The sequence below is a fragment of the Enterococcus sp. DIV1224 genome (assembly GCF_050555455.1).
Taxonomy (GTDB): domain Bacteria; phylum Bacillota; class Bacilli; order Lactobacillales; family Enterococcaceae; genus Enterococcus_B; species Enterococcus_B lactis.
Map to the genome: position 1 here is coordinate 1261003 of NZ_CP187859.1, position 13651 is coordinate 1274653.

Below are 13651 nucleotides of genomic sequence, written 5' to 3' on the forward strand. Positions count from 1 at the left end.
CGATATAATATAATTAAAGGCACTCAATAAGGGAAACCGACATTGAGTGCTTTTACATTTATCTATCAGGATGTATCAAAAGGATTTTGTTAGAAAGGGATGGAAACATGTTGAATCTTCTCTCAAAAAAATTACAACGTCAGTTGAATCTGTTAGAAATACTATTCGAGGAGGAACGTTGCCGTCTTAGTCAATTGGAAAAAAGATTGGCAAGTTCTGGAAAAACATTGCGGAACGATTTTATAGAAATCAATACATATTCTTCCGATATCCAAATCGTCACTGATCGGGATGCTGGTGTGACAGCTATATTTTCACCTGCTTTCACAAAAGATCATATTTATCAGATCGTGATCTCCCAATCTACTGAATATAAATATTTAGAAACCATACTGCTACATCCAAAAGAGAATTATTTAGAATTAGCAGAGTATCTGTTTATTTCAGAAAGTACATTGCGAAGAATCGTAAAGAAAACCCAATCAAAATTAAAAAAATACGATTTGAGGATCAAAGGGTTGACTCGGATTGTCGGAGAGGGTCAGGTGATCGACGGTCTTACAGCTCGTTTGCTGATGGAAAAATATCCTTCTCCTGCTAGTATTTTTAATCGTTCTTTTAGCGAAGCAATTTATGACGTGGTTATCCTATTTTTAAAAGAAAATCAGCTGTATGAGGTAGCAAAAAATGATCCGAAAACCTTATGTTTTTTACATTTTTTTATTGCTTGTCGTATACAACGATTCAACAAAAATAAAATGGAAATGGAGCAAAAGAAAATCAGCTGTTTCACCTTTTCATTCTTGGAGAAAAATCACTTGAGCCATTTTTCTTTGCCATGGGAAGAAAAAATCTGGCAGTGGATATTTGATACAGAAGTCATCCATACTGCTTTGAAAATAAGAAATGCAAGCGAGCAAAGAAAGTATCATTTTTGTATCAGTAATTGTTTAATGACATGGATGGATTGCTTGGAAAAAAAATATCAGTTGGAATGTGAGAACAAAGATCTGATCGTTCAACGATGTAAAGAGATACTGACACAACCACGATTTCCAGAATATATCCTAAATGATCCAAGCCAGACAACGATAGTCGATCCGCCGATTTTAGCCTGTTTATATGAAGAACTGAAGGGCAGGATGGTTGATGACTGCAGAGAAAAAGGATACGTCATCCCTGAACTCGATTCATTTGTTCGCCATGCTATCTTAGAAATTCTTTTCGACTGGCCGTTATTGCTATCATACATTGAAGGGAAAGAAAATAAATTAAAAGCAGTGATAGTCATAAATACAAGAAAAAAACAGGCGGATTACATAGCAAAAAGATTGCAAAAAAAATTGGGAGACTATTATCAATTTAGTGTCATGCCAAACTTTAATCAGAAAGAAAAGAAATCATATCATCTAGATATCGACTGTATTATTACAAATGTAATGATTGATGATGAGACAAACATTCCGGTCTTCGGTATTTCTCTATTTCCAAATCAACGTGAGATCCAAAATCTTCTCCATTTTTATCAGGAGAAGTACCAAGTAGTAGAAGAAAAGTCTCTCTACGTGTAAATACGTATCTATAGACAACAGGATATTCCATCAAAATAAAATATCTGAGTAATAGATGTAATGACCGCTAAAGTTCTCGTACATCTATTATTCAGATTATTTTTTTACTGATTGTTATGTTTTATATTCCTTTTTTTGGTATAGGATCGGGGTCTTTTTGGTAACTTAATAAATCCCCCGGTTGACACTCTAATACTTCACAGATTTTTTCGAGGGTAGAAAAACGGATAGCTTTTGCTTTTCCGGTTTTTAGAATAGAGATATTTGCCATCGTAATACCCACTTTTTCACTCAATTCTGTTACACTCATCTTTTTTTGAGCCAATACTACATCTAGATTAACGATAATAGCCATGTCGCACCTCACACTGTCAAATCATGATCTGTCTTAAGTAAAATCGCGTGTTCGAGCAGATTTTCCAACACGCTTGTCAAAGTATATACGGCAAAAGGAATGAATACGACAGCAATTCCTACCAACATCAAACCAGGAGCATCATCTAAATCAGCCACTTTCAAAAATTTAGGAAGCAAGCCGAAAAAGGCGAAGCCAATAATCAAAATCGTTCGTTCGTTTTTTTTGAGAATGTCCAAGCTTTGATTGGAAAAGGCCTGGTTTTCTTCGATTTGTTTCAACAGTCTCAATAAGAAATAAGCAATAATAATCCCTAAGAGAAGGGCGAAGTAGATGACAGAAACGAATAAAGTCGTCTGCCAATCAAAAGTGAATCCTTTTTCGCTTGTAGCAATCTGAGTATAAAAAAGTATACCGAATAAAATAAATACGGCACTTATACCTAAAACAACAAACTTTAATAATAATGTTTTTAATTTCATTTTTATCCCTCTTTTATCTTTGATAGCTAAAATATAGCAGGATAATTATTGAAAAGCAATTAATTTTTATCGAAAAACAATAAATTTTTGCCTTTTTTAGCAAATGTGGTTTTATAGTATTTGAGAGTTTTAATTGAAGTTAGCCTTTGATTCTTTTTGATTTATAAGGAAACTTTTAAATATGTTATTTACAAATAGTTAGTAAACTATGTTACAATTTTTATGGGGAAAAACTTAAAAAATAAATTTTTTTATTCATAATTGCTGTTTATTTTGTTATGTAAAACATGCATAAAGTGAGGTTCTAAAATTGAATATTTTACAGTTAAGTTATTCTCTACTCATATCAGGGCAGCTGATGACGATGTTTGTTGGATTGGGCTATTTGAACAAGAAACTAAGAAATAAAAAGTATGCTTTATTATCAATCTTAGTTATCCTATTAATATCGGTGCTTTATCAATGGATAAATGTAATTGCCACTGGTTTGGTATGGCTAGTCATGTGTGCTCTCGTGATTTATCATGAAGAGACGCTTCAATCAGCTTTATTCTATGCTTCGTTATCTATTATCCTACTTATTTTTTCTAATTATCTGATTTACGTTATCTTAAAATCATTATCTATAATGATGCATGATTTGGGTATATGTTTTTTATCAATTATTTTATATTTATGTTTCGCATTTTATTTAAGGAATCATATATTAAAAAAAGTACCCCTTGAATCGATGGTATATGATATTAGTAAGTATACTGTTATTGCTACGTTTTTGATTTATTTCATTTTTCTTATGATTGAACGCTTTTCAGATTTAGACTGTTTCATGAAGGGTGCTCATGGGATCTTTATGCTGGCGTATAGCCTTTTTGCTATTCTTATCAGCTTTTTAGCTGTTTATACAAAAAAGGCAGAATATAAAAGTAAAGAAGAAAAGAATCGAATGGAATATCTTATCGAATATAGTGAGCAAATCGAAAAAAGTTATATGGAAATACGCAAGTTCAAGCACGACTACAAAAACATACTAGTTTCTATGGAAAATTATATCCAAAGTAATGATATAGATGGGTTGAAACATTTTTTTTACTCCCACATCAAGGAAACTGGAATCCTTTTTGATCAGGAATTGTTAGAAATGTCACCGATAAGAAATCTTGAAGCCAAGGAAATAAAAAGCATCGTTTTGAGCAAGTTGTATCTAGCTCATGAAAAAGGAATAGAAATAGACGTAAATGTGCCACAAAAATTGGATTCTTTCTCCGTTCCTTCTATCATGCTAGTTCGGATGCTGGGGATCATACTAGATAATGCAGTTGAAGAATCTTCTATTATAGATAAGCCGAAAATCTTGTTTGCCGGATTGAGACAAGAAGAAGCGATAACCTTTATTATTGCCAATAAATGTCGTTCTGATATACCTGATTTACATGTATTAAAGAAAAAATCTTATTCATCAAAAGGGAAAGAACGTGGGGTTGGTCTAAGCAATCTTGATGAATTAGTTCAGTTGAATAAAAATGTGTACTTAGATACTAAAATCGAAGAAGGACAGTTTATTCAAATACTGACCATTTGGGAGGGGTAGAATCTTTATGTTGAAAATTTTTGTTTGCGAAGATGACGGAACATTTAGATTAAAATTAGCAAAGATGATTCAAAATTATTTAATGATGCAAGATTATGACATCAAATTTCAAATGGATACCTCGGACCCTGAAGTGTTGCTTTCATATATACGTTCAAATAAAACAGAAGGCATCTATTTTTTAGATATTGACTTAAGTTCCAATATGAACGGAATCAATCTAGCCGCTACGATTAGAGAATACGATCCACTAGCAAAAATTATTTTTGTGACCAGTTACACGGATTTAGCTTATCTCACTTTTTTGTATAAAGTAGAAGCAATGGATTATATTGTGAAGGGGAACGATACACTGCTGCAAGAAAGCGTGACAAAATGTATCGATGTGGCTAACCAAAGATATCTTGATACAATTTTACCTACAAGAGAACAGATTCGTATTAAGAGTGGACCAATCAATACAAAATTGTTCGTAGACGAAATCTTGTTTTTTGAATCCAGTCCTGTTCCTCACAAAGTGATCGTTCATCTTGAAAATCGAATGCTAGAATATAATGGAAAAATCAAAGAGATCGAATCGTTTAGCCCGAGCTTTTACCGTTGCCATCAATCGTTTGTTGTAAATGTGGATAATATTTGTTCCATCAACAAGAAGGAAAGAACGATCCTTATGTCTAACGGAGAAAAGTGTCTTGTTTCCACCCGAAGTTTAAAAAAATTATTGATTGCATTTAGCAAAGGAGCGTGACGAATGTCACGTTCTTTTTTTATAGAATAATTTAGATATAAAGAATATAAGGGCTTTATTAAGAAAGAAAACACTGCAGTTATGTAAAAAAACGCGCACTTTTTACTTTTTAATATATGCATCCTTATTTTTAGTATAATCAAAAGTGAGAAAGGGGTGAACGATATGCCAAATGAATATCTGTCTCTTGAAGAGAACCTGTCAAGCAAGATGAGCAGAAAACTCGGAGAGAAATATGGGTTAACAGAACTGGAGGAAGCAAAAGTCAACTATGGATTAGCGATCCTGTTCATTAATCTTTTCAAGTTCATGCTTATTTACGTATCAGCGTTTTTCTTACATAGCATTCTTGCTGTGATCACCACTCATTTGTCTTTTATTGCTGTACGAAGATATGCAAAAGGATATCATGCAAGCCGAAGCATGGCCTGCACGCTCTATAGTATGGGATTATTGGTGGCGCTACCTGTTTTGGCTAATCATTACAATTTGGAACTTACACGCTACGAATATTTCATCGGAGCAGCTATTCTTAGTATGGTTTTAGGAATCATTGGTTCCTTTATCGCACAAGACCAACAAAAAAGAAGAAGCGTAAGAAACAAACTAGTTATAACAGGAATAAGCCTCACGCTGATCGGTTCAGTGATTCCAGCAAATGATTCAAGAGTCATGATATTACTGGGTATGTTGACCGCAATCTTACTTGTATTCATTCCAAAAAAAGAAAGGAAGATCATCAAATGAAACACACACAAACTAAATTTAGTCTCTCACATGCAATCACAACAATTGCTATCAGCGTTGCCGAAAAGGCTGTAATAAGCGGAAGTACCTGTATTGGTTTAGTTTATGAACCAAAAGTACCAGAAGCATTAAAAAAAGAAGTAGAAAAATAAGTAAAAATAAAATGGATTACCGAATAAAAAGTACCGTAAGTCCTAAAAACTGTGCCAACAGATCGTTGACACAGTTTTATTTTTTTCGATAGTTTTGTAACAAAAATACAAAGATGAAAAAGAATAAAGATTCCCATAGAGTAGTAGTCCAACTGAATTCTTTACTGATACCAAATACCATATTTCCAAGATTCGATACAATCAAATAGCCAATCGTTATGATCAATGAATAATACAATCTTTTCATCATAGGACATACCTCGTTTTTCTTTATAAGAATAGTATAAACCAAAGAAGAGAATAAGAAAAATGATAATAGAAAAATAAAGTAAAAACGCAATAAAGTAACTTAAGTTATTTTATTGCGTTTTTTTCTTCACTGAAAAATTTTAACAAATAAATAGAATTTTGTAATAATAACTGAGCATAATCTTTGCAATTTTTAATCTTGAATAATATCCTTTAAGTATAGCCAGCAATCAAAAAGAAATAGAGAATAAGTGAGTAGTTGTTATTTCAGTATCAGAATGACAATAAAATGCCGTTATAATCCAATATCGTTTGGTAACGCTTTATTTATTGGTGCTAAACTAACTGTTCGCTCTCTATACTGTGATTGTCGGTAGAGTTATTTACAGGGTAAAAATAAGTTTATAGGAGGTGGAAAATGAATAAGGGGTTAAAAATAACCGGTGTTATCATGAGTTTGCTACTACTTTCAGTGTTTCTAGCAATTGCGTTAATTAATGCGCCGTATATTATGCCTGAACAATTGGAACGATTTCGCTTCTTTACCTTAACGAATTACTACATGCAACAATATATTTTCTGGGCAGCTGTAGTATTTGCCGTTCTTGCTATTATCATCTTGCTAGTCGTTCTTTTCTATCCAAAATCAAAAGGAACTTTCGTTATGAAACGGGAAGATGGCAAATTGACGATCGACAAAAAAGCGATCGAAGGGCTGGTACGTTCCCATTTACACGAAGAAGAGTTCATTCATTCACCTAAAGTACGGATACGTTCAACGAAAAATCGAATCCATATCCATGTCAACGGAGACTTGAAGCGAACTTCTTCATTAGTAGGGAAAACAGGTGTACTGATGCAAGACATCGAAGAAGAAGTGACTAGAGTACTTGGAACAAAAGAAACAGTCAAAGTGGCAGTCACATACAGCGGTTATGAAGAACAAGAAGATACAAGAGACTACAAGCACTCTCGAGTGGAATAGGAGGGCCAAATAATGAAAGAACTATTTTCAGCATACAAGCTCCCTATTATCTTTGGGGGTCTTGGACTACTGCTAGCTGTTTTATGGTTAACAATTGGATTTTTCAAAACATTGTTGATCATCATTATGACAGCAATTGGCGCAGGAATCGGATTTTATTTGAAACAGACAGGAATAGTGGATCAATTTTTTAAATCATAGGAGGAAACAAAGATGGAAAACAAAAACATGAACACAACAAATGGATCAGTTTTGGCAAATGAAAAAGGGGAAAACCGCATGATGAATGGTGAATTGACTTATGAAGACAAAGTTATCCAAAAAATCATCGGCTATGCATTGAAAGATGTAGACGGTCTATTGACATTAGATGGCGGATTCTTCTCAAATATGGCTGAAAAATTAGTCAACACAGATAATGTAACAGCAGGTATCAATACAGAAGTAGGAAAGAAACAAGTAGCTGTGGATTTAGATGTGATTGTAGAATACGGTAAAGACATCGAAGACATCTACAACCAAATTAAAGAATTGATCAGTACTGAAGTAAACAATATGACACATTTAGATGTTATCGAAGTAAATGTGAATGTTGCAGACATCAAAACACAAGAAGAATACCAAAAAGATCAAGAAACAGTACAAGACAAAGTAACAGAAGCAGCAAAATCAACAGGACAATTTGCTTCACGCCAAACAGATAAGGCAAAAGCTGCTGTAGGCAAAGGTGCACAAAAAGTCAAAGAAAATAACGAACCACGTGTACAATAAGAAGTAAAAAGTCAGTTAGGAGGAATTTAAAATGGGATTTATTTGGGCATTAATCGTCGGAGGTATCATCGGAGCAATTGCAGGAGCAATCACGAATAAAGGATCATCAATGGGAATCATCGCAAACATCATTGCTGGTTTAGTAGGTTCAGCCATTGGACAAGCTTTATTAGGAACTTGGGGACCAACAATTGCAGGAATGGCTATCATTCCATCATTGATTGGTGCAATCATTTTAGTATTAGTCGTTTCATTCTTTGCACGTAAATTATAAGCAAATTGAAGAAAAACTTATGTTGAAATGAAGAACACATTTGAGAACCGCAGCGAAACTTGCTGCGGTTCTTTTTTATATGAAGTATTCTTTATTCCTTATGAAAAAATAGCTTGAAAAATAAAAAAAGACGAAAATAGACGGTTTTCTATAAAAGAAAATCGTTTATTTTTTTGTCTTTATTTGGTCAAAACGATAAAAAAGCACAGCACACCAAGCTTTTATTGATTGTCTGTCTTTTATAAATACAAGAATGTATTTATAAAAACAGAAGAAAAATACAAGTAGATTTTTTTTTATACTCGTAAACGTAGAAAGGAGGCGAAAAAATGAATACATTACCTATCAATACAGGAGATACAGCATTCATGATTTTATGTACAGCAATGGTTTGCTTGATGACTCCTGGTTTAGCATTTTTTTACGGCGGACTGGCACGAAAGAATAATATACTGACGATCATGACTCAATCTTTTCTCTCAGTTGGGATAACAACGATCATGTGGATATTCGGTGGATTCGGATTGGCATTTGGACGAGATATTGGCGGTATGATTGGAAATCCGGCAGATTTCTTTTTGATGAGACATGTTACAAGCTTTCCCAACATGTTCCATGGAGCGACGATCCCATTTTTGATGTTCTTTCTTTATCAACTGATGTTTATCGTGATTACTGTTCCTTTGATGACAGGAGCTTTTGCAGGGAGACTGAATTTAAAAGGCTATATTATCCTTGTTGTTTATTGGAACCTGCTGATTTACTTCCCTGTTTGCCATTGGATATGGGGCGGCGGATTTTTGGATCAGATGGGATTTAGAGATTTCGCTGGCGGAGCAGTCATCCACACGACAGCTGGATTCGGTTCATTGGCATGCATCCTCACACTTGGACAGAGGAAGATTCCTATGGGCGAAAGAAATCAGCATAGCAGTCTTATGGCAGCTGCTATCGGTACAGGTCTACTTTGGTTTGGCTGGTTCGGTTTCAACTCTGGTGGTGCACTTCGAGCAGATGATCAAGCAGTCAATGCATTTGGTTCAACATTCATCGCTCTTGCATTTGCGATGGTTACTTGGTTGATTATTGCAAAAGTAAAAGGAAATGGCTTTGATTTTGTCGACGTACTAACAGGATCCGTTGCTGGATTGGCAGCCATTACGCCTTGTGCTGGTTATGTAGAAGCAAAAAGTGCTATGTTGATCGGAATCATTGCTGGAATCGTCTGTCATGCTGCTGTTGATTTTCGTAAAAAGAAACAATGGGACGATGCACTTGATGTGTGGGGCGTCCATGGAATGGGCGGATTCACAGGGACGATTCTGATCGGAATTTTTGCATCTAACAGCCATTTATTAAAAAATCCAAGCAGCTGGTACTTCTTAGGAATCCAAGTGATTGGTGTCATCATTACTGCCGTGTATGCCTATGTGCTAACAACAGCGATTCTAAAATCAGCCATGCATTTCACAACGATCACTACTACAAAAGAAGAGCAGGAAGAAGGATTAGACTTTTTCTTCTTTGGTAACAAACGCAATTGAAACAAAATCAAATAGAAAAGAGGAAGATTCATGCAACAAAGCAAAACGAAAATTCCTGCAAAAAAATTAACGTTCTTCGGCTTTTTAGCCATGACGATCTCAATGGTCGTTTCACTATATGAATATCCCACATTTGCGACCTCTGGCTTCAGTTTAGTATTTTTCTTGTTATTAGGCGGTTTGCTATGGTTTATCCCTGTGGCATTGTGTGCAGCAGAGATGGCAACGGTGAAAGGCTGGGAAAAAGGCGGTGTCTATACTTGGGTCAGTCGGACATTGGGAAAACGATTTGGATTTGCCGCTATCTTTTTCCAATGGTTTGAGATAACTGTTGGTTACTTGACTATGCTGTATTTCTTAACTGGTGCATTATCCTATGCAACGGGAATCGACGCTATACAAAACAATAAATTTCTGAAATTGGCCATCTTATTGATTATTTTCTGGGCTATTTTGCTCTCTCAGCTAAAAGGAACCAAATACACTTCTTTAATTGCTCGAATCGGTTTTGTAGCTGGGATCTTATTGCCTGCATTAGTCTTGTTTGGCTTAGGGATCCACTATGTCTCTTCAGGTGCTCCACTACAAACGACACTTTCTATGAAAACATTGATTCCTGATTTTTCAAAATTACCTACGCTGGTTGTTTTTGTTTCCTTTATTTTAGCGTATATGGGAGTAGAAACATCTGCTAGTCATGCAAATGAAATGGAAAACCCTAAAAAGGATTATCCATTAGCAATGTTTGTATTGGTCATTCTGGCCATCATTTTAGACACTTTTGGCGGATTGACTGTGGCTACTACAGTCCCTCAACAGGGTTTGTCTCTTAATACAGGAGTGATCCAATCGTTAGAATTTTTATTAAGACACATTGATCCAAGTCTTGCATGGGTTGCGAAAATCCTTGCGATCCTTGTTTGTTTAGGTGTCATCGGAGAAATAGCTTCTTGGGTAACTTCTCCTTCAAAAGCACTTCACGTAGCGGCAGAAGAAGGATTACTTCCTGAATATTTTGCGAAAGAAAATGCACATGGTGTTCCTGCGCATTTGATGATTGCAAATGGGATTGTTGCGACAATCTGGGCAGCCGTCTTTACATTAAGTGGCGGGGGGAATAATCTTTCGTTTCTTGCAGCAATGTCATTGACTGTTGTGATTTACCTAATGTTGTACTTTATGTTTTTCGCGGGCTATTTGAAGTTAGTATTTAAAGATGAAAGTCTTGAAAGAGCCTATCAGGTTCCAGGCGGAAAAGTTGTAAAAGTAATCGTTGCTTGTTTAGGTCTTTTGACTTCACTTTTTGCTTTTTGTATCTCATTTGTTCCACCTGCAAGTATCGCAGCTGGACAGCATGGGATTTATGAAACGATTCTGATCGTTTCTTATCTTATCGTCTTAGTTATTCCATTTACGATCTATGCATGCCGTCATAAATTCCAGCATGCAGAAAAATAAAAAATGAAAGCTGGTTATTCAAATGGAAGGAAAAGAATTAGAACAATTGATTGGAAAAAATTTCCACTACTATCAAACGGGACAAGTGGCAGACTACATTCCAGCATTAGCTGAAGTGGATCCAAAACAATTAGGTATGGCGATTTATGATCTTGATACAAAACAACTGATCGAGGGAGGAGATGCCGATGTACGTTTTGCCATCGAAAGCATGTCAAAAGTTCCCGTATTGTTATTAGCAATCAAAGATAACGGAATTGAAAAAGTCTTTCAAACAATCAACACAGAACCCACCGGATTTGCTTTCAATTCTATCATGAATATGGAGATCAATCATCGCAAACACCCGATGAACCCTTTTGTTAATGCAGGAGCGATTGCAACAACCTCTTTGATTGCGGGAAAAGATGCAGATGAAAAATTTGAACGGATCATATCATTTATGAAAGAAATCTGTGATGATCCTGATATCACATTGAATGAAGAAATCTATCATTCTGAATCAAGAACAGGTGATATCAATCGCTCTCTTGCTTATTACATGAAAGGCAATCAAATGATCGAAGGAGACGTTCCAGAGATACTCGATGCCTATTTCAGACAATGTTCCGTCAATGTCACCGCTACAGGTATAGCAAAATTAGCTGCTGTATTGGCAAATAAAGGGATCGCTCCTTGGAATGGCAACCGGCTCATTACTGAAGAAAGTGCAACGATCGTCAAATCGATTATGACAACTGCCGGTTTGTATGATGAATCAGGCGAGTTTTCCGTCCATGTTGGTGTACCTGCCAAAAGCGGAGTAGGTGGCGGCTTGATGGCAGCTGTGCCAAATCGTTACGGTATAGGCGTCTTCAGTCCAGCATTAGATCCATTCGGTAACAGTGCAGCTGGCATCCAATTACTGAAGGACGTAGTCAAAGAACTAGATGCTGATATCTTCGAATAACCTTTCTTGAAAGTGGCTGGGGTAAAAGTCCAAGCGATGCCAAGTTATCTAAACGATAGCTGGGATTGTAAGCTTGACCGACTTTTGTTCCGGCTTCTTTTTTATTGGTTTTTGAAAGGGGTTTTCTAAACAAAAAGTAAATAAAAAAGCGATTCGTGGATATGTTTAAATAAAACTATAAGAAAAACTGGAGGCGTGTATCAGGAATGCTGGAAAAATACATCGAGCGAAATATATTTAGGAAAGTGTATCTATGCGAACAATTATTTGAATTCCAAGAAATAGATATCGAACAAACAGCTATTTCACTAGGGGTGACCACACCGACGATCCTTCATGATCTAGAAAGTCTAGCCGAGTGTTTGGAATATTGCATAAAAGAAAAAATAAGAGAGAAGCATAAGTACAAACTTATATTTAAACGAGGGATCGCTCTTTCTGAGCTTACGCAATTTTTGTATGGTCAATCTTATTTTTTAAAGTTTTTAAGTTATTATTTCAAGGGCATATTCACGAGTACAGAACTGGCTGATCTTGAATTTATTTCTTTGAGCAAAGTATATACGATCAAAAAGAGCGTCTTGGATTTTTTCAAAGAAAATGATTATTTGAAAAATAAAGAAATCATTATTCCAGAATTTGATTCGCGGAATATTCTGCTAGCTTTAGTACGTTATATCAATTGGGAAGGATATGAGAGTAAAAATCCACATGTAGAAGAAGCTTGTAACGAGCTGATCGATTATGTAGAGACTCATTTTTTTAAAAGGAGATATTCGGAAGATGAAAAGTCCTTTATCATACGGGGAATAGAGATTGCAATTGGAAGAAAGACGTTTCCCCTTGAACTGAAAGAAGAAGATAAGAAAAGTGCGGAGACGAAGCCATTATTTCAATTAGTCTGTCAAGGATTGGAAGAGCAAAAAGGGATGTTACACTTACAGGAAGAAGATATCTATTATATTTTCTCTTTGTTCAATAGCAGAAATTATACCAATGAGAACATGGAGCTGTTAAGAAAAGATTTCGAAGTTGTGTATAAAAATTTTGTTCTCAATGACCTGTCACTCAATGAATTGATTTTACAGATTCTCCCAGTTGCTGAAATCGACGATGCAGACAATTTTATTTTTAAGCAATCCTTTTTACAATTTGTCCGTACGTTGTGGGCAGACGGTCAAGTATTTTTACCGGAACGAATCTATCTACTGTCAGAAAAAGAACAGCTTCTATACAGAAAAATAGTAGAAGTGCTAGACGATTGGAAAAAGAAAAACCAAATTCATCTAAGATGGAATGATAATTTCATCCGAAAATTTGTTAAGAGTCTTTCTTTGATTACCAGAGAACAGATGATACAGCAAGAGATAGAAATATTTGTTGTTTCAGAAAGTTCAGTCAAACAATTTTTTTATCGAACTCAATTTCATTTGTATGCTGAAGAAGATATGGCTGAAATAAACCCCATTCTATTTCGTTCTTTAGAAGAGTTACCTGATGAATGTTTGTGTTCAAAAAAACGAGTGGTTTTATGCGATGCTGCTAGCTATCAAACTGGTTTGGAAACGGAAAAAACAAAGGTCTATCCTATCTCGTTAAAAGGCGCAAACATCCTTTTGTATCGTATTGCTCAAGAGCTTCATTTATTAAAAAAACATATTTCTTGAGGAAATCTTAAAGCAAGACAAAAATCAACTTTCTACAGAGCTTTTTAAAAGACTGTAGAAGTTTTTTTATTTGTGATCTGTTTTGTGCGAAGAACTACTTATATAACAAAC

General features: G+C 35.2%; 16 protein-coding genes. 13 read left to right on the plus strand and 3 right to left on the minus strand.

The genetic code is table 11. The features are described 5' to 3' along the window. Window positions 1-107: 107 nt before the first annotated feature. The gene (locus IGK53_RS06140; RefSeq protein WP_002306630.1) at window positions 108-1571 is read left to right on the plus strand and encodes a helix-turn-helix domain-containing protein; all 1464 of its coding nucleotides are present in this window, start codon (window positions 108-110) and stop codon (window positions 1569-1571) included. A gap of 121 nt (window positions 1572-1692) precedes the next feature. Here the strand turns inward: IGK53_RS06140 and IGK53_RS06145 are convergent, their stop codons facing one another. Both IGK53_RS06145 and IGK53_RS06150 read right to left on the minus strand, forming a co-directional pair. Next, window positions 1693-1926 carry a helix-turn-helix domain-containing protein gene (locus IGK53_RS06145; protein WP_002306632.1) on the minus strand — a complete coding sequence of 78 codons (234 nt, stop codon included), beginning with the start codon at window positions 1924-1926 and terminating at the stop codon, window positions 1693-1695. 8 nt (window positions 1927-1934) lie between these two features. Further along, window positions 1935-2408: a DUF2975 domain-containing protein gene (locus tag IGK53_RS06150; RefSeq protein WP_002329241.1), complete on the minus strand. Its 474-nt coding sequence runs from the start codon at window positions 2406-2408 to the stop codon at window positions 1935-1937. A 310-nt stretch (window positions 2409-2718) separates the two neighbouring features. Between IGK53_RS06150 and IGK53_RS06155 the strand changes: the two genes are divergently transcribed. The 4 genes from IGK53_RS06155 to IGK53_RS06170 all read left to right on the plus strand — a co-directional run bounded on the left by IGK53_RS06155 (window position 2719) and on the right by IGK53_RS06170 (window position 5643). Next, the gene (locus IGK53_RS06155) at window positions 2719-3996 is read left to right on the plus strand and encodes a GHKL domain-containing protein (protein ID WP_430605035.1); all 1278 of its coding nucleotides are present in this window, start codon (window positions 2719-2721) and stop codon (window positions 3994-3996) included. Window positions 3997-4003: 7 nt separating this feature from the next. Then, entirely contained in the window at window positions 4004-4744 is a 741-nt protein-coding gene (locus tag IGK53_RS06160; protein ID WP_002306636.1) for a LytR/AlgR family response regulator transcription factor, read from the plus strand. A 165-nt stretch (window positions 4745-4909) separates the two neighbouring features. After that, window positions 4910-5491 carry an accessory gene regulator B family protein gene (locus IGK53_RS06165; RefSeq protein WP_002329239.1) on the plus strand — a complete coding sequence of 194 codons (582 nt, stop codon included), beginning with the start codon at window positions 4910-4912 and terminating at the stop codon, window positions 5489-5491. Further along, on the plus strand, window positions 5488-5643 hold the full coding sequence (locus tag IGK53_RS06170; protein WP_002291297.1) for a cyclic lactone autoinducer peptide: 156 nt from the start codon (window positions 5488-5490) through the stop codon (window positions 5641-5643). Before IGK53_RS06165 ends, IGK53_RS06170 begins: the two co-directional genes overlap by 4 nt. Window positions 5644-5719: 76 nt before the next feature. On the opposite strand, the gene IGK53_RS06175 is transcribed toward IGK53_RS06170, so the two are convergent. Beyond that, window positions 5720-5893, minus strand: coding sequence for a hypothetical protein (locus tag IGK53_RS06175; protein ID WP_002291299.1), 174 nt, complete (start codon window positions 5891-5893; stop codon window positions 5720-5722). Between the two features lie 417 nt (window positions 5894-6310). On the opposite strand from IGK53_RS06175, the gene amaP reads away from it, so the two are divergent. From amaP to IGK53_RS06215, 8 genes are all read left to right on the plus strand, one after another. Continuing rightward, complete coding sequence (gene amaP, locus IGK53_RS06180) at window positions 6311-6877, plus strand: alkaline shock response membrane anchor protein AmaP (protein WP_002306643.1); 567 nt, start codon at window positions 6311-6313, stop codon at window positions 6875-6877. A gap of 12 nt (window positions 6878-6889) precedes the next feature. Then, window positions 6890-7078 carry a DUF2273 domain-containing protein gene (locus tag IGK53_RS06185; RefSeq protein ID WP_002290682.1) on the plus strand — a complete coding sequence of 63 codons (189 nt, stop codon included), beginning with the start codon at window positions 6890-6892 and terminating at the stop codon, window positions 7076-7078. 12 nt (window positions 7079-7090) lie between these two features. Continuing rightward, the gene (locus tag IGK53_RS06190; RefSeq protein ID WP_002290684.1) at window positions 7091-7648 is read left to right on the plus strand and encodes an Asp23/Gls24 family envelope stress response protein; all 558 of its coding nucleotides are present in this window, start codon (window positions 7091-7093) and stop codon (window positions 7646-7648) included. A gap of 31 nt (window positions 7649-7679) precedes the next feature. Then, the gene (locus tag IGK53_RS06195) at window positions 7680-7922 is read left to right on the plus strand and encodes a GlsB/YeaQ/YmgE family stress response membrane protein (protein WP_002290686.1); all 243 of its coding nucleotides are present in this window, start codon (window positions 7680-7682) and stop codon (window positions 7920-7922) included. Between the two features lie 329 nt (window positions 7923-8251). Then, window positions 8252-9466: an ammonium transporter gene (locus tag IGK53_RS06200; RefSeq protein ID WP_002306645.1), complete on the plus strand. Its 1215-nt coding sequence runs from the start codon at window positions 8252-8254 to the stop codon at window positions 9464-9466. 30 nt (window positions 9467-9496) lie between these two features. Then, window positions 9497-10924, plus strand: coding sequence for an amino acid permease (locus IGK53_RS06205; RefSeq protein ID WP_002306647.1), 1428 nt, complete (start codon window positions 9497-9499; stop codon window positions 10922-10924). Window positions 10925-10946: 22 nt separating this feature from the next. Further along, the gene (glsA, locus tag IGK53_RS06210) at window positions 10947-11873 is read left to right on the plus strand and encodes a glutaminase A (protein ID WP_002309179.1); all 927 of its coding nucleotides are present in this window, start codon (window positions 10947-10949) and stop codon (window positions 11871-11873) included. A gap of 206 nt (window positions 11874-12079) precedes the next feature. Then, window positions 12080-13540, plus strand: coding sequence for a hypothetical protein (locus IGK53_RS06215; RefSeq protein ID WP_002316287.1), 1461 nt, complete (start codon window positions 12080-12082; stop codon window positions 13538-13540). The last annotated feature ends 111 nt before the right edge of the window (window positions 13541-13651 follow it).

Bases quoted from the DNA above. Each gene is read 5' to 3' on its own strand.
- IGK53_RS06140 (WP_002306630.1), top strand. From the start codon at position 108: ATGTTGAATCTTCTCTCAAAAAAATTACAACGTCAGTTGAATCTGTTA.
- IGK53_RS06200 (WP_002306645.1), top strand. From the start codon at position 8,252: ATGAATACATTACCTATCAATACAGGAGATACAGCATTCATGATTTTA.
- IGK53_RS06195 (WP_002290686.1), top strand. From the start codon at position 7,680: ATGGGATTTATTTGGGCATTAATCGTCGGAGGTATCATCGGAGCAATT.
- IGK53_RS06160 (WP_002306636.1), top strand. From the start codon at position 4,004: ATGTTGAAAATTTTTGTTTGCGAAGATGACGGAACATTTAGATTAAAA.
- IGK53_RS06205 (WP_002306647.1), top strand. From the start codon at position 9,497: ATGCAACAAAGCAAAACGAAAATTCCTGCAAAAAAATTAACGTTCTTC.
- IGK53_RS06145 (WP_002306632.1), bottom strand. From the start codon at position 1,926: ATGGCTATTATCGTTAATCTAGATGTAGTATTGGCTCAAAAAAAGATG.
- IGK53_RS06175 (WP_002291299.1), bottom strand. From the start codon at position 5,893: ATGATGAAAAGATTGTATTATTCATTGATCATAACGATTGGCTATTTG.
- amaP (WP_002306643.1), top strand. From the start codon at position 6,311: ATGAATAAGGGGTTAAAAATAACCGGTGTTATCATGAGTTTGCTACTA.
- IGK53_RS06185 (WP_002290682.1), top strand. From the start codon at position 6,890: ATGAAAGAACTATTTTCAGCATACAAGCTCCCTATTATCTTTGGGGGT.
- IGK53_RS06170 (WP_002291297.1), top strand. From the start codon at position 5,488: ATGAAACACACACAAACTAAATTTAGTCTCTCACATGCAATCACAACA.
- glsA (WP_002309179.1), top strand. From the start codon at position 10,947: ATGGAAGGAAAAGAATTAGAACAATTGATTGGAAAAAATTTCCACTAC.
- IGK53_RS06190 (WP_002290684.1), top strand. From the start codon at position 7,091: ATGGAAAACAAAAACATGAACACAACAAATGGATCAGTTTTGGCAAAT.
- IGK53_RS06215 (WP_002316287.1), top strand. From the start codon at position 12,080: ATGCTGGAAAAATACATCGAGCGAAATATATTTAGGAAAGTGTATCTA.
- IGK53_RS06165 (WP_002329239.1), top strand. From the start codon at position 4,910: ATGCCAAATGAATATCTGTCTCTTGAAGAGAACCTGTCAAGCAAGATG.
- IGK53_RS06150 (WP_002329241.1), bottom strand. From the start codon at position 2,408: ATGAAATTAAAAACATTATTATTAAAGTTTGTTGTTTTAGGTATAAGT.